The organism is Pantoea sp. JKS000250 (genome assembly GCF_003201065.1).
Classification (GTDB): Bacteria; Pseudomonadota; Gammaproteobacteria; order Enterobacterales; family Enterobacteriaceae; genus Pantoea; species Pantoea vagans.
In genome coordinates, this window is the sequence record NZ_QICZ01000003.1 from 137149 (window position 1) to 153620 (window position 16472).

At 47.3% G+C, this 16472-nt stretch carries 11 protein-coding genes; 6 read left to right on the top strand and 5 right to left on the bottom strand.

Annotated features, from left to right (window positions below; genetic code table 11):
* Window positions 1-556 precede the first annotated feature (556 nt).
* A complete protein-coding gene (locus BY447_RS22930) occupies window positions 557-1135 on the top strand; it encodes a YceI family protein (RefSeq protein WP_110332380.1) in 579 nt (192 codons plus the stop codon).
* Window positions 1136-1605: 470 nt separating this feature from the next.
* On the opposite strand, the gene BY447_RS22940 is transcribed toward BY447_RS22930, so the two are convergent.
* The gene (locus BY447_RS22940) at window positions 1606-2619 is read right to left on the bottom strand and encodes a Gfo/Idh/MocA family oxidoreductase (protein ID WP_110332381.1); all 1014 of its coding nucleotides are present in this window, start codon (window positions 2617-2619) and stop codon (window positions 1606-1608) included.
* 108 nt (window positions 2620-2727) lie between these two features.
* Here BY447_RS22940 and BY447_RS22945 point away from each other — a divergent pair, with 108 nt between their 5' ends.
* From BY447_RS22945 to BY447_RS22955, 3 genes are all read left to right on the top strand, one after another.
* A complete protein-coding gene (locus BY447_RS22945; RefSeq protein WP_110332382.1) occupies window positions 2728-3738 on the top strand; it encodes a LacI family DNA-binding transcriptional regulator in 1011 nt (336 codons plus the stop codon).
* 629 nt (window positions 3739-4367) lie between these two features.
* Window positions 4368-4811 (top strand): PACE efflux transporter, encoded by a 444-nt coding sequence (locus tag BY447_RS22950; RefSeq protein WP_110332383.1) that lies wholly within the window; start codon window positions 4368-4370, stop codon window positions 4809-4811.
* 236 nt (window positions 4812-5047) lie between these two features.
* Window positions 5048-5251, top strand: coding sequence for an Hha/YmoA family nucleoid-associated regulatory protein (locus BY447_RS22955; protein WP_033785255.1), 204 nt, complete (start codon window positions 5048-5050; stop codon window positions 5249-5251).
* A 188-nt stretch (window positions 5252-5439) separates the two neighbouring features.
* On the opposite strand, the gene BY447_RS23610 is transcribed toward BY447_RS22955, so the two are convergent.
* The gene (locus tag BY447_RS23610; RefSeq protein WP_323859542.1) at window positions 5440-9504 is read right to left on the bottom strand and encodes a S6 family peptidase; all 4065 of its coding nucleotides are present in this window, start codon (window positions 9502-9504) and stop codon (window positions 5440-5442) included.
* Between the two features lie 616 nt (window positions 9505-10120).
* Window positions 10121-10369 (bottom strand): DUF333 domain-containing protein, encoded by a 249-nt coding sequence (locus BY447_RS22970; RefSeq protein WP_110332384.1) that lies wholly within the window; start codon window positions 10367-10369, stop codon window positions 10121-10123.
* 620 nt (window positions 10370-10989) lie between these two features.
* On the opposite strand from BY447_RS22970, the gene BY447_RS22975 reads away from it, so the two are divergent.
* Together BY447_RS22975 and BY447_RS22980 are read left to right on the top strand one after the other, a co-directional pair.
* Window positions 10990-13842, top strand: a complete 2853-nt coding sequence (locus BY447_RS22975) for an autotransporter outer membrane beta-barrel domain-containing protein (protein ID WP_110332385.1) — start codon at window positions 10990-10992, stop codon at window positions 13840-13842.
* Window positions 13843-13884: 42 nt separating this feature from the next.
* Window positions 13885-14193: a NirD/YgiW/YdeI family stress tolerance protein gene (locus tag BY447_RS22980; protein ID WP_110332386.1), complete on the top strand. Its 309-nt coding sequence runs from the start codon at window positions 13885-13887 to the stop codon at window positions 14191-14193.
* Between the two features lie 552 nt (window positions 14194-14745).
* On the opposite strand, the gene BY447_RS22985 is transcribed toward BY447_RS22980, so the two are convergent.
* Together BY447_RS22985 and BY447_RS22990 are read right to left on the bottom strand one after the other, a co-directional pair.
* Window positions 14746-15381 carry a helix-turn-helix transcriptional regulator gene (locus tag BY447_RS22985; protein WP_095708273.1) on the bottom strand — a complete coding sequence of 212 codons (636 nt, stop codon included), beginning with the start codon at window positions 15379-15381 and terminating at the stop codon, window positions 14746-14748.
* Between the two features lie 38 nt (window positions 15382-15419).
* Window positions 15420-16010, bottom strand: a complete 591-nt coding sequence (locus tag BY447_RS22990; protein WP_013356578.1) for a helix-turn-helix domain-containing protein — start codon at window positions 16008-16010, stop codon at window positions 15420-15422.
* Window positions 16011-16472: the final 462 nt, after the last annotated feature.

Sequence of the window (16472 nt, forward strand, 5' to 3'; positions counted from 1 at the left end):
TATGGAATTAAGGTTACCGGACTGCTAATACAAGCTAACGTATGAAAGTTAACTGAACATTAAATGAATAGGTTTAATTACAATAAAATCAACAGGGATTCAGTTAATGGATTCCTGAAAAGTTCACTATTATTTCAATAATATTCCCCCGGCACTCAACTCTTTTTGATTTATTGATATTTTGTTTATAAAACAGCAGACCCGGCCTGTTGTCAGCTCAGACATAGCTCGACTGACATCAGTTCCCGCGCAGGATAAAAACGTAACTAACTGATTATAAAATATAATTTCAGATGGTGAATTGCCGCCTCAACGTCATCACCTGACTCCAGTCAGGATTTCAGTAAAATGACAGATTAATAAAGTCGCCTTAATGTATTCTTAATATTTCCTGTTATTAATGTTCCGCCCCCGGAATAATCATTACATTTTGGTGAATCTGAGGTGACAGTCAGTTAATATCTTTCAGATTATCTGTGCCTCTATGGTAAAAGCAGTGCGAATAAAATCGTGGTTTCAGGCGTTAACGTTTGGTCTTTATGAAAGAGAAAAAGTGATGATACGTGCTGCCTGTTTATGCACTCTGTTTGCCCTGATCAGCCCGGCGCTCTGTGCCGCGCCGGTAACCTATGCCATTACCCCCGATAAAACGTCGATTGGCCTTTCGTGGCGTGCCTTTGGACATGACTTTTCGCAGGCCAGACTGCAGGGCGTGACCGACATGGTTACGCTTAATCCTGATGAAGATCGTGACGATCGTATTGAAGTGAATATTCCGGTGGGAACGCTGGTCGCCTCGAACAGCCTGTTAACCTGGCAACTGAAAAGTGATCTGTTTTTTGATGCAGAGCGCTACCCGCAGATTCATTTCGTCAGCAGTCGCGTGGCTGCGCTGGGTGACGGTAATTACCGGATTTTTGGCACGCTGACGATTAAAGCTGTCAGCCGGCCGGTGGTGATGCTGGCCTCACTGGACAGCGGGAAGACGCTCGTTCCTGCCTCTCGCTTGCTGGCACTGCATGCTTCCACCGCCATCTCTCGCTCCGCCTTCGGTATGGATCGGCTGGTCGGGGTAGTTGACGATCGGGTAAATATTGCGCTTAAGATTGCAGCGCAGGTCAGAGAGCCGCGCTGACCGTCACCGCTGCGCATGCCGCCGGATTAGGTAAGCGCTGCCTGTCATGTTTCAGCGGTGGACGCCGCTAGCGCGTCGGGATTAAGGAATGTCTGTACCTGTACCTGTCTCACCTTTCGCGCCCGTAAGTCGCTGATCCAGATGACGTAAAGGTTCGGGAAAAGCCATCGGTCAATACGAGTGCCCGGCATGAACTGCGCGCTGCGTTCCAGCGCAAGCTGGTTTACTGCACCAGCTTATCTGTCATGTCACGGTTATGCGATAACGCATAGCCGTACGCCAGGTGTTCCTCATGGTGCGGACAGAGGTGACTGTAAGTGATTTTTCGCTCTTCCCTGCCACATAAGACCTCGGGATGGTCATTAATAACAGACTTCAGATCGCGGTATTCCTCACAATCGGTAAACAGCTCAGCACCGGTTTCTATTCAATAAAAATAAACTTATTTTTTGTCCGCCTGCCATGCCGAATCAGATCAGCACGTTTTCCACCTGACAGAAACGCCTTTCCGTCAGGGACATCACCGCGGCTTCCGCAATCGCCTGTGCCCTGAGGCCATCCTCCAGACCAGGCAGATCCCCAACCTGCTCCCCGTTCAGCGTTCGGATAAATGCATCCAGATGAGCATAATAGGTTGGCTGCACCCGGCTGAACCAGTCTGGCAGCAGCCCAGGCTGCTGAATCTGCGCGCCCTGATAACAGCTGACTCCGCGCTGCGGCTGGGAGGCCGATTCCAGCATGCCGTTTGCCCCCATCACACTGATGCGTTCGTCATAGCCATAGCCGGTGCGGCGGGCATTATCGAGCTGTGCCAGCGCCCCGCTCTGCAGCCGCAACAGCAGCGTGCTGGTATCCACGTCAGCGAATTCGCCGATCAAAGGTAGTGCCAGCGCGGCCCCCATCGCCGCCACTTCCGTTACCTCTTCTTCTGTCAGCCAGCGCAGCAGGTCAAAAAAGTGGATAGCCTGATCGCGCATCTGACCGCCGGACGCCTGAAGATAGGCCAGCGGCGGCATGGACGAAGAACGGCAGACCATCTGAATCAGTTCTGCCGGACCAATCCGCCCCTCACGGAGTTGCTGCTTTAGCTGCTGATGGCTGACATCAAAACGGCGATTAAACCCCACCGTGACCGGCACGTTGTAAGGGAGGACGTTAGCCACGGCCTTACGGGCACGCTCAAGAGAGAGATCGACCGGCTTTTCACAGTAGATTGCTTTACCGGCGCGGGCAGCGGCTTCAAGCAAATCCGCATGGGTTGGCGTCGCGCTGGCGATAAGCACCATGTCAATTTGCGGATCGTTTATCGCTTCAGTCACGGACGCGACCCGGGCATCATAGCGGGTCGCAAAGTCGGCAGCGCGCGACGGTTCCGCATCCGCCACCCACACCAGCTCTACTCCGGGATGGGCCTGAAGATTCGCGGCATGAACTTCACCAATAAAGCCACACCCCAGCAGGGCAACACGTTGCTTTTTATTCATTTATTTGAACTCCATCATAGTCCGGCAGAAAGCTGCACCGGCAGGATAACGCGGCGTTTTACACTTACGGCATGATGTTTTGAGGTGTTTACCTCAGAGGAGAGCGGCATGTCGCTGAAAGAGGTCGCCCGACGGGCAGGTGTGGGACTGGCAACCGTGGATCGGGTGCTTAATGAACGTGGCGGCGTCGCGCCGGAGACGGTTCACAGAGTACTACAGGCAGCACGGGAAATAGGTCTGAAGCGTATCCTGCCTGAAGAGCATCGTCATCCGTGGCAGATAGAACTGCTGCTGAGCAGCAACGATTCGTTTTTCTTTAAGCAACTGGCGCAGGATTTTACAGAGGTCGCCTCGCATCTGGGCTATCGCCGGTTAACGCTGCATCGCACCTTTGTTCCGGAAGCACAGCCCGGGCGACTGGCCAGGCTTATCAGACAGGGAGCAGAGACACGGGATGGACTGATCGTTTTTGCACATGAGCATCCGGCGATTTATGAGGCGCTGGAACATTGCCAGGTGCGTGGTGTACCTGTGATCTCGCTGGTCACCGATTTGCCTGGTGCTGCCCGGCTCTGTCATGTCGGGATCAACCAGCTGCAGGCAGGACGCACCGCCGCTCAGCTTATGGGTAAAATGCTGCATCAGCCAGGTGAGGTAGTGATGATCAGTGGTCACAGGGATTACAGCGCGCATCGTCAGCGCATTGAAGGATTTTGCACGCTGATGACTGAACGCTATCCCCATCTTCAGCTGCGTGAAGTTCTGGCCGCTCAGGAAAATCGCAACATAATCAGTAAGTTGCTGGAGGAACAGCTGGTTCGGAGCGGAAATCTGTTGGGAATTTACAACACCGGGCTGGGGAATACCGAAATCGGACAGGCGCTGGCACGGCATCGCCAGCTGAATCAGTGCGTCTGGGTCACCCATGAACTTTACGCCACGACACGCAAGCTGATGGCGCAACAGAGCGTTGCGCTGACGCTGGATCAGAATACCCGGCAGCATGCTCAGTTGGCGGTACAGCTGATGCTGAATTATCTGGAGCAGAAAGTGAAACCCGATGAGTATGCCAGTGGAAAAGTAGACTTCATGATTTATACAGCCGAGAACGCGTTATGAAGCAAACCAACACCTCATACTCTCCACCGGGGGCCGCATTTTCGTTATAGATGCCAGCCGTTGAATCTGTTTAGGCTATTGATAATGGCACAGCGGACAAACCACTTTTAAACTCATGCAGCCTCACTTTTACTCTGCACTTCTGTATTGCAATCGCCTCAGAACGTCAAAAAACGCCGACATACAGTTTTTAAAACTGCCCATCCCATAAATATTAAAATATAAATCTATATACACTCAATTTGTTATTTTAATATTCCACTCCATTTCTGAGTTGTTATCATCGCCTCGAATCCGACAGACCATCACCGCATGCAGTGAAAAACTTTCCAGATTAACCATTCTGGACCCGGTTCGTTGAACAGAATGAGTAATTCAGGAGCTGGTATGCTAAGGCGCATCACTGATAAAGCACGTTTTGTATAAGGTTTGATAAATATCAAGCCTGCCTGGATTTTTATGGGTAGTTTCCCGTTACGCTTTCACTTTATGACAGTGCGATGCTAAATTCTCATCGGTTTGAGGCAGGGAAACGTCCAGCGCTTTGAATATAAGCGGACTGAGCAGTAGGTTATCCTGAATTTTATCTCCACCGGTAACGGTGCCTGGCGGATTAATGAGAGCGTGGTTTGGAACAGTGTTTATCTCCGGTGCGCACCACCACAGAAAGAGTGCTGCACGCCGTTATTTTCGAAGTCGTTGCTAATATCCTGGTATTCATCATTCTGATTAATTTTGCCTCGGCAGCACCTTCGCAGTCGGCACTGTTGACTATAGTTTCATCAACGCTGGCAATGGGATGGAACTATCTGTTCAACCTGGTTTTTGACAGCGTTCAGCTGCAAATCGGATTTAAAAAAGACTGGCGAATAAGATGTCTCCATGCCGTTTTATTTGAGGCAGGTCTGTTATTCGTATTGATACCTTTTGCAGCATGGTGGCTGGATATTACGCTACTCGCAGCGCTGAAACTGGAATGTGGATTGGTGCTGTTTTTTCTGGTTTATGCTTATCTGTTTAATCTGATATGGGATTACGGCAGGACTGCAGTAAAAACATTAAAAAAACAATAAATTATAAACTCAATAAGGTCAAGACTGATTGTTTAACCTTCCGCTTAGCCAGGTCAGTGAAGCGTCAGAGGCGACACTGCGCATCTGAACGCATCCAGTGCGTAAGGACACACGTATATCAGTTGTCAGGTTATTATTTATTTTACTGGCAGCATCGATAGCACAGCGAGTCAGCTTAGTTAAAGTTAAGACCGCGCATAAGCTCATTTTTACAGGTTAACTTCAGCAAAAAAATTATGAACAAAATCTACTATCTGAATAAGTTAAGAAACTGCCCGTCAACCGATATCCTGGATATCGTGACAAGCTATATGCGGAAAAAACTTCCTTCTGACGATCTCTCTTCTTTTGAGGGCGCATACGACCATCGCAAAGCCGAACTAATAATGAATGAGACTTACAACGAAGTGCCTGCGGAAGTCTGGCGATTAGTTTGCTGACGCTGAAATCAGCAGAAAAAATTAACATTAATATATTATCCGCTGAAAAATTACTGCACTGCTGATTATCCTTTTTCGTCTTACAGTGACGTCCGCAGACTGACATTTCCCAGCAGGGATAATGTATCGATAAGTCAGAGCATCACCCCTTCATGCAGTGATGCTCTGATATTATTCAGACACGGATATCAGAAGTGATATGACAGGCCGATCATACCACTGTAATCCGTTTTAAATTCACCACCCAAACTGCTCTCTACTTTCGCATTTAGTGAAAGGCCAGGCGCGACAATACCTTCCAGCCCTACACTGCCACGATAACGGTTATCTGACCAGGCGCTGTATTGCCGGTTTGACTGACGATCGGAAAGTGTGGTTGTGGAGCCATTATTACCAGGTGAATACTGATAGGCCAGACTGGCATTGACGTTAATATTCGGCATTAATGCGCCCAGACCGCGTTTCTGCACCATGAACCCGCTGCTGGTGAAGTAAGGTGTGGATGAACTTAACGAAACTGACGCATCTTCCCCTTTCAGGGTATAGCCGGACATGACACCAGCGGTCACACCAACAAACGGTGAGATAAACAGAGTATCGTTAGCCAGCGCAAACTCATAGCCAGTGCGCAGGCTGCCTGCCAGCATATGGCTGTCCTTTTTCATGCCATTAATATTTAAAGCAGGATCCAGCGTTATCTCCTGATTCAGATACATATAACGACTGGCCGCATCAAAGAACCATCCGGCATCAGCCTGCCAGGAATAAAATGCACCGACAGTAGCCAGTCGATGCTTTTCATGACCCTCCCCTTTTACCTCACCCTGCGTATAACTGGCGCTGATACCGGCTGTTTGCTTATCGCTGCGGGTATCCCAGCCCACATTCAGTGTTTGCTGGTTGACGTCGAGTCCAAGAAAATGCCCTTTTTTCTGCTCTATTGTTGCCCATGATCCGCTGCTTTCTGGCGCGGCGCGCAGACTGTCAGTGCGGTTATGCAACTGACTGACCGCTTCACTGAAAATGTACTGCCGCGAGGCGATTAAGGCACGCGTGCGCTGGATCAATGGCAGGTTGTCGTAAACAGAGAACCAGTCATCCGGATTGAACGCCGGCTTTTTGGCTTCCTCTTCTGCTTTCGCTGCTTCCTCTTTCGCTTTTTCTTCAGCAGCTTGCTCAGCAGTAGCATTATCCGCTGACGAAGCGTCTGTAGCAGGCGCTGGCGCTGGCGTTACTTCTGGCTCAGGGGTAACTTGCGGCACTGGTGTCGGTTCCGGCTCAGGCGTGACTTCCGGCGCTGGCGTCGGTTCTGGCTCAGGGGTCACTTCCGGCGCTGGCGTCGGTTCCGGCTCAGGCGTGACTTCCGGCGCTGGCGTGACTTCCGGCGCTGGCGTGACTTCCGGCTCAGGGGTCACTTCCGGCGCTGGCGTCGGTTCTGGCTCAGGCGTGACTTCCGGTACTGGCGTCGGTTCCGGCTCAGGCGTGACTTCTGGCTCAGCCGACTTGTTACTTTCCAGCACCCACAAAACACGGTCGTTATCGTCTTTCACCTGGTAATTGGGGGTGTAAACGCTGAATCCGCTGTAGCTGTCTGCAAAAGAGAAATAGCTGTGCGACGTGCCAGCAGGTGCATCAACCATCACCAGATCCTGCGTCAGCGCAACTTTCTCCTCACTTCCGATTAGCAGACTTACGTCCAGCAGGTTGTCGCCACCACTCACCGAATTTTTTACAATCAGTTTGTCGCTTTCCAGTGTTGCGGGTTTAACGCCTAACATCAGATTTAACCCGGTCGCATCCAGCGTATCGACATTCAGTGTTTTGGCGCTCCAGTTGCCTGAAGGCACCATTGAAAGTGTCGAATCACGTTTCGCCAGAAGTGAACTGACATTACTGTTGCCGGTCATCGTCCAGTTCGCATTGGCATCCAGCGTCATAAGGCTGCTGCCTGTTGATGTCACGGCCCCCTGATAGTTAACCTTACCAAGATAAAGTGAGGCATTGTTAGCCAGCTGAACATCGCCTTCCACTTCGCTGGCGGGCAGCAGTGCCAGTGCATCCGCGCTTCGCAATGGCTGACTGCAGGAAACATCATCAGAATAGATGGCAGAATAGCAACGCCAGCTTTTCTCGCCTGCCAGGTCGCTATCGTTGTAGCCAAAAGAGAGTGTTGACGAATCAGCAGCAACAATGTTGGCTTTCACGCCAGCATATTCTCCCACCTGAAAATGCGCACCGGTGCCAACATTGATTTGATTGGCTTTGAAAAGCGAAGTGTTCCAGTCGTCATCAAACACTACGCCCCCCGCGTGTGCGACAGGCTGGCCTGAGAGAACAGTGGTACCCTTTTCCACACTCAAGTTACCGTTCAGATTCATACCACCGGTTAGTGCCGTAAGTGCTGAAGCTTGTTCAGGAAGAACATTAACATTCATCACTCCATTAAGCTCATTTTCCAGCGTTTCACCAAAGAAACCACGAAACAGCTGAACGTTTAACTGTGTAAGACGGTGATTAATCGCTTCATCCAGATCTGTCCCCAGGTAGGTCCATTCCGATGTCGTCTTTTTAGACTGGGGATAATAGACGTATTTGCTTTTCTGGAGTTGAAAATATTCAGTAGGTTTATTCGCTTTTTTATATGCGTAAATTGACCCCGGAGTTCCATTACGATTATTAGTATCGAGAGTGTTAATGCTAATATCTTCAAAGTGGTAACCATTAAGATTTACCGTGGATGCATCCTGGCTATGGTTAACCAGTCGCGCCCCACTGTCAGTATGATTAATTTTAGTAAAATTAATCGTGTTACCATTTACATCTAAGCGACCGCCGCGATAGCCAAAGAAGATCTGGTCAGTCGCAACCTGATTTTGATCATTCAGTACTACAGTGGGTCGGCCACTAACCAGAGTGATGGAAGAAAAAGCTTGTTTATTGCCTGAGACATCAGCTTGCTGGTCAAGAATAACGGTACCCTCGCCCACGTTAAGCGAACCCGAATTTTTGCCCACGGCATTGATATGCAGTGTCCCGGCTCCGATTTTATGCAAGGCATCGCCTGACAGGCCATTAACCTGCCACAGGACCTCTTTATCCGCGTCAACCTCAACGCCGCCGCCAGCCCAGGTTGCATTCGCTCCTTCAGCTGAAGCAACAGTATAATTGTTGGAGAACTGGAGTTTACCTGCTCCCATATTAATCGGTGTATTCAGGGTAATCAGACCGCCAGCGCCATTGAAGCGAAGGTCTTTGGTCGCATCAAGTTCTGCTGTGGTGGCTGAAGAGGGTGCGGCTGACGCATAGGTCGAATTCAGGCCCGTCCAGGACCAGGATGTGCCATATTGCGTTATAGCGGACTTGTCCCAAAAAATTGTTCCATTGCCGGCGACATCGACAACATCAGGTGAGGTGTTAGCAGCCTGCACTGAAGCGATAAAGTCAGCCGGAATATAGCCTGCGATTGCACGTTTTTTATAAAGACCACCATCGTAATCATAACCTACATGGACGGCAACCAGCTTCCAAAGCTGTTCAATTTCATCCCAGGCAAATACCGGACTACCACTATCTCCGGCGTTTGCGCCAATCGATAGCGGTGTAGTTCCAGCATCGTCAGGCCCCAGGTTAAAATAACGCAGATAGGAATTATAAGATTTTTCGCGCACATTATCCGCACTGATAGTACCGCCTGACTTCCATTTATAAGCTCCAGCCAGCTGGATACGCTCTGTCTGGGCGTCATTGATTTGTTCCTGCGTTCCGGTACCAACCCGGGTATACCAGGAGTAGCGTGATTTATAGTTCGCAATAAATTCCGATTTATTTACATAGCTGTATGGTGCAGCCTCCGTAACTACCTTATTGAGTCGTGGTGCATGAAAATCCTGTGAGCTCAGTTCATTACGATTGATGAGATTATAAGTCGTGGCGTATTGAGCTCCATTACCAAATGCTACCGTTTTATAGCCAGTATTATGTTTTACACTGACAACATATGAAGGTGATATAAGTGTAGCGTAGCCCAGAGAGGATACACCGCCAAAATCAGGCATCGTAAAATCAAGATAGCCAGAGAGTGAGCCATCTTTTCTGTAAACGGGGGCGTTCACCCGCCCCACATTATACCCCCCCAGATTTTCAGCAAAATCACGATAATCCTGAACATCAATATCGTTAAGCATGATGCCGGCATAGGATTCAGTGCAGATAAAGAAGGTGCAATATAACGCTGCGCTTCCAAAATGTTTCAATAGATTATCCTCATGAGGCTATTATTATTTAAGAAAAATACCTTAACTAATGAAATAGTATCATTATGACAATCGCCAACAGAATCCAAGTTCTATATAAATATTGACTCAAATCAAACAATTGAGTTAGGTTAATGTAAAACTCATGATAACTCTTTGAATTGAAAGACTATAAAAACCCATTGCCAAAATGGATTGAAAATTTCTTATTTAATAAAACTCTTAAAAAAGCACCAGAACACTTACCAAATGAGCTCAGGATAGGTATAACAAATAACAATTCCTGATAAAAAATTATTTATTACTTAAGAACTGGCCTTTTATCAACCTTAAATTTTTTATCTAAAAAGCTTGTTCTTCTTAGTGAAAATAATACTCTATATCATTCATGGGAGTAACTAATTCCCCGTCTGGTTCAAATGAAACACGCGGTAACCCCATTCATGGAGTAAGAACGGCACCATGAATCCTGGTAGTCCTGAAAAAGGTCTAAGATGAATGATCCGGCGTTCTGCAAAGAAGTTGCCTACATTTTGCTCAGACAGAACCTCATGGTAATTATCTTTTCATATAAAATGATTTTGAAAACTTTGCTGGCAGAGAAATTGAAAAGTGATTATTGCGGGTGATCGCGATGATACAATGCCCACTGCTCAATCCTTTCTCCTGAAGGTAACAGACAGTAGAGTGTGCTGGTGCTCAATGATTCATCCTTTACCTGCTGGCCGCCACGCTGCAGGCACCATTGACTTGCAGGATTCCGCATTGTCAGGCGCTGTGGCTCGGCATGATGGGGCATGCAGGCACTAATTTGTAGCGTGGCCAGCATCAGGGAGCAGACTGTTATTCTGTTCATGATTTTCATATAACCCTCTCTCAGGATCAATTTCAGGTAGGTGAGACTTCATTTCTTATGCTCACAAGGCTATGGCACAAAGCGCATTAGCGCATTAGCGCATTAATTAATACGCTCGCCGTCATACGTTTTTCATAGGCCATCGCTTCAGATTCCTTTCTTGCCCGTTTATGGAAAAATCTGGTGTGTATCTGAGCATGTAATAATGATAGCACCTACGCGCTAAACCCTCTCTTAACAACACCTATTGCTACCAGCACTCTCATTATTGACCTGCGAGAACCAATAAACAAACCTCAAATGAGAATGACTGTAATAATAAATAACAAGACTTCCCGAGTGACAGCTAACACATAAGCTTAATTTTAAATGAAAATTCCTTTATGACACTTCGGTTCTTTTAACCTCTTGTCAAAAGATGCATGCTTTCACTCTCTTTACATAATTAACGCCTGACCTGCATAATCCTGCCGCCCTTAGTAAATATGCTGTAATTAATGGATTTAATTAACAAGGCGTTTAATTCGTATCGGGCCAAAAGAGCGTATGAAGTGCGAAATGGCATGCCTGTTTAACATTTTCACAGCCCCCCAGGCCCTTTAATAAAACCTTAAGGAAGAGTCACAGATATGAATAATAATACTGACTTAAATAAACGCGTAAAAGCGATGATACTGGCCGGTGGAATGGGTATGTTGCCTCTGGTCAGTTCAGCTGCAGTTGTCGGAAGCCAGAGAGGCGGAGATATTACGCTGGCAGATGGCACCACATTAATCGCCGATCAGTCATCTGGCGGTGGTTATTATGGCATTCTTGTAACAGGTGCAACCGCTGCTGAAGTGACAGCCGGTTCGGGCAGCACAGTTACGGTGAAAGACCCTGAGCATTACGCTAAGGGAATTTTCATCCAGGCTGCGAACAGTCACTTTACTGCTGATAAATTAATTCTCAATGTTTCAGGAATATCCGCAGTGGCGATGGAGCTCAGTGGAAAGCAGGTTACTGCCAATCTGGGATCAGGTAGCTCCGTCACATCGATTGGATCAGGTATTGCTTACGCAGAGGGGGTGGTTGTAAGCAATCAATCCTCGTTGCAGGCAGAAGCATCAAGTATCAGTACCCAGGGCACCAACGGTATTGCACTGCGCGTCAGCGGTTACGGCTCAAACGTTGATCTAGGCAGTGACAGTAGTATACAGACCAACGGGACCAACAGTCATGGTGTACAGGTGGACACACTGACCGGTGATGCGATTAATGGTGCCGCAACGCTTAAAGCGGAAGCGCTGACCATTAATACTCTGGGCGATGCCTCGCAGGGCATCAATATTCAGGATAATGGCTCGGTTGATTTGGGCAGCCACTCAACCATTATCACCACAGGTAAGACTTCTGCAGGCATCTGGAGCCTGGGTGAACTGACTGCCGATCATCTGACAATCAGCACATCTGGCACGACTTCTCCTGGCATTTCAGCCAGAGAAAATAGCCTGATAAATGTCGGCGCAGGCAGCGTGATCTCTTCAGCACAGACTGGCGGCCTTGTTGCGATGGATAATAATGCCACCCTCAACTTTTCAGGTAGTGAAGAGGAACGCAACACCATTCAGTCTGGTGGTTATGGCGCATCCGCCCAATCGACAGGTGCAGTGATCAATCTGGCAAACACAGATATGGTTCTTAAACAATCAGATATGGTCAGCAGAGGCCTATGGTCTCTGGGGGGAGGCGTGATTAATGGCGAAGACATCAGCATCACCGGGCCTGATACAGGAATAGGTGTTGTCGCCTGGAATGGTGGCCAGACCAATCTGACAGGCGATCTCTCTATCGATATGGCCTCTCCGGACGGAGTAGCAATAGCAACACTTTACGCCGAAGGGTTTGAACCGGGCATTATTACTTCTCAGGGTAAAGCGGATATCACCGGCAGCGTGGTATCGCTGGGAGGTCTGATTGACATTAATTTAGAGCCGGGTTCACTGTGGTCCGGTAGTGCTGCCAGCGATAATGTGAATGGCGGTCATTTAAACGTCAGCCTCACCAACAGCACATGGAACGTTAGTCAAACATCAAATCTTGATAACCTGACATTAAATAACTCACTGACAGACCTTTCTGCAGCAACAGACGATGCGACCTACTCCACTCTGACCATTGCTAACCTGAGCGGTAGCGGCAACTTTACCCTTCGTACCAATCTGGTCGGCGATGGTGAAGGGGTAAATAATACTGGCGACAAAATCGTGGTGACCAAAAGCAGCGCAGGTGAGTACGGTCTGAATATTCTGAACCGCGGCAGTGCCATTACCACAGGTAATGAAGTACTAACCGTTGTTGAGACTACCGATGGTATCGCGACTTTCAGGGGCAACACCGACGTTGAACTGGGCGGCTATGTCTATTCGGTTAACAAACAGGGTACTAACTGGGTTCTCTCATCTCCAAAAACACCTGAAACGCCCGCAGCGGACGAACAGGCTGTAATACCAGCAGAAGATCGCCCTGTTCAGCCCGCCTCCGCTTCGGATGCCACGACACCCACGACGCCATCAGGACAAAATAATTCAACCATCACCAGCACAGCGAATGCAGGTGCCAACTTCCTTAACATCGGTTATCTGATGAATTATGCCGAAATGCAGACTCTGATGCAGCGCATGGGTGATGTGCGCCAGGGAAAGACGGGCGGCAATGTCTGGCTGCGCGGAATGGATGGGCGTTTCAGTGGTTTTGCCAATGGCAAGCTGAGCAACTTCAGCATGAATTATACAGGCTATCAGTTTGGGGTAGATAAACGCCTGTCCGATGATCTGCCGATCTATCTGGGCTTGTTCATGGGAGCAACTGAGGGCTCACCTCATTATCGTACTGGCGATGGGACTACCAAATCTGAACATTTTGGTATCTACGGCACATGGCTGAATGACGCGGACTTCTACCTGGATGTCGTACTGAAATTCAACCGCCTGAGAAATCAATTCGATGTCAGCGATACCCAGAATAATCGCGTATCCGGACAGGGTGTCTCATCAGGCCTGAGTGGATCACTCGAAGCCGGGAAGAAGTTCAGCTTCTCTGACGAACTTACTGGCTTCTACCTGGAACCACAGCTTCAGCTGACTGCCGGTCATCAGGATGGAACCTCTTTGCAGGCGTCGAATGGCCTCAACATTAATCTCTCAAGTTACAAATCGATGATGGGAAGAGCCAGCGTACTGGCAGGTTATGAAGTCAATCAGAACAACTACAAACTCAATACTTATGTCAAAACAGGTGTTTTGCGCGAGTTTGACGGGGATGCTGCTTATGCTCTGAATGGTTCAGATGAGCGTCTCTCGTTTAAAGGTAATGGCTGGAATAACGGTATCGGTGTCAGTGCGCAAATCAGTAACCATACCCTTTTTATCGAAGGAGATATGGTGAATGGAAATCGCTTCAACCAGCGCCAGGTCAACGCCGGCTATCGTTTTAGTTTTTAATAAATAAACCGACAAAGGATGGGTGTTAAAGGAAACGTGTAAATGAAGAAAATATTATGGATGATACTGGCCCTCATCAGCTCAGGCTCGGTATATGCCCGGCAGGAGGTCACGGTTGCAGAGGCGAAAACCCTGCGCGAAGATCGTCAGGTTACGCTCACGGGAACGATCACTGGCAGGGCCGATGATGATCACTACTGGTTAAAAGACCCGACTGGCAGCATCCGTGTCGATATAGACGATGATGATGATCGCTATCTGATTGGTAAAAAGGTACGGGTCAGCGGTGAAGTTGATAGGGATGATGGCTACAGCGAAATCAACGTAGATCATGTTTATATCCTGAAATAATTATCTGAAAATATAAAAAAGCCAGCGGTGGCGCTGGCTTTTTTACTTGTTTTAACGTATCAGGAGTCTCAGTTAACCTAACGTTTGCAGGAGTAAATGGTACAAAGGTTATACCCCTGCACGGATAATGGCTGAAAGTCATTATCTTTCAACAGTGTTGATTTCAAATACTGTTTAGCAATCCGGATGAGTATTCACGAGTTTGTCAGGGAGATTTCTGCATACTTATGTGCGTTTCTTTGAGTCTCGGCGCAGGCTGAGAAGGATAACGGCTACCCACGCCTGACTGAAACGCATCGAGAGTTGAAGTACGGGTGCAGCAACCGCATAGTTACTGTAAATATAAGTAACTATCCCTGACATGATTGCCGTTACCCTTTTAAAGGGGATGCCAGGAATTGATTATTTTCGTGGTTCTTTTCTTACATAAACTTATCAACCCTTAACGGCCTTAAGGCTACCTGTGAATGCCGTTATGCATCATAGAAAATCCGGGCATCAGAATTAAATCTTTAATTCGCAGGACCACTCACCTATGGGATGCATAAGGAGTTAAAATCTTCCAGACTCAATAACACCCTTATAAAGCTCAAGCAATGTCAGATCATTGATAAAGGCGTTAAAGGCCATATCACCACTTAGCGAAAACTTCTTCATGACATTGTATTTATGTGCATAAATTGTTTTAGCGGACAGATTCAGGCGTTTAGCTGTCTGCCCCACGCTATACCCTTTCTTGAGAAAACTTAGCACCTGCAGCTGGACTACTGTAATACGCGCAAAATCGCAATGCGAGCAATCCGTGGGTACAAATCCTTTGGCCCTCCCCTGATTTCCCAGCCAGAACCGGATGATTTTATCAGCAATATCGCGAACAGAATCCCTGTGCGAAATGATAATCAAAGAACGATAGCAAAGAGGCAAATGCTCAGTAATAATGTCTTCAATATCGTCAACAAAGACTATTAAAATGCTACCGGGTTTCCTATCCCGGTAGGCAGGCTGACACATATAAAGGCGCCACTGTGCAACACTAATGAGTATAAAGTCCGCCTGACATAAATTTTTTGAGTCATAGGCGGGTAAGAATTCTACTGGCGTATCTGATAACAGTGCCTCCTCAATAATTTTGGAGATGCCCAGCCGAAAGAAGTAGTTCTCATTTGTACAAACGACTTTAAAATCCATTTTCCCTTAAGCATCCCAAAAGTTAAATAAAAATAGACTCAGGTAAACTTGCCGTTAACCAGGGTAAGCTCACCTTTCTCTTTTAATTCTTTCAAAACTCTGCAAATGGAGCTTTTTGAAAGATGAGAACTGTTTTCAATCAGGTAAAGTGCCGAAAAGCGCTTCTTAAGATGCGGTGGCAATTTTTCCCAGCGGCCAATTAAAGAAATCACTTCATCATGTGAGTTATTCTTGGGTAGCTGAATGTAGTTCATCAGGTCTGAGTACTGGCCAGAAAGAATGGACATGGCATCGTTAAAGAGGTCCTTCTCAAATACCAGTCGCCAGAACACATCGTAATCGATGAAACTGACCTTCCCATAATCGATTCTTTCCAGATAGACAGGAGGTTCATCGAGTGCCGGTGTGACACCGACAACAAAGGGAGCAGACAGGATATTTAAGACCTTATTTTCACTCTTTAATTTCAGCAGGAAGTCACCATCAAGAATGAACATTACCCGGCGTACATTATCTTTAGTGAGATGATAACGACGTTTACCACGTGAAATCTCATCTGGATTAGCAACCTGGGTGTACCCGGCTAGCGCATCGATGATCCGCTCATGATTCTCAGTCACTCTATACATAATAATTAACTCAATCTAACTAACACGAAGTTAGTGATTAGTAGAAAAATTAGTAAAAATCCGTTTGTTATAGTCTCTTTATTTCGCCTGGTGTATTTCTTATCTCTGCCCCCCCCATTATAAGCCATAGAAGAGGTCGTTATTGGTTTCACTATAGTAAAACCATTGCGATAAAATTCAACACCACAAACATGCAAAAAGGAAGATCATTAAGCCAGAGAATGGCATCACAACCAGATATTTCACCGCTTTAAAGCCATTTAATCAGTAGTTCAAACTAACAAGTAGAGACTTACTGATGGGGTTATAACTTTTTTCTTAAAAAAGGAATCAATCATAACCATATGAACATTAATGTTATAAAATCACTGTATTAAAACAAACAAGTACGCATTAGCATTTTAAAAACCCGTAATAATCTTCACATGTTTACTCATAATATAATGATTGTTAATTCTCCCG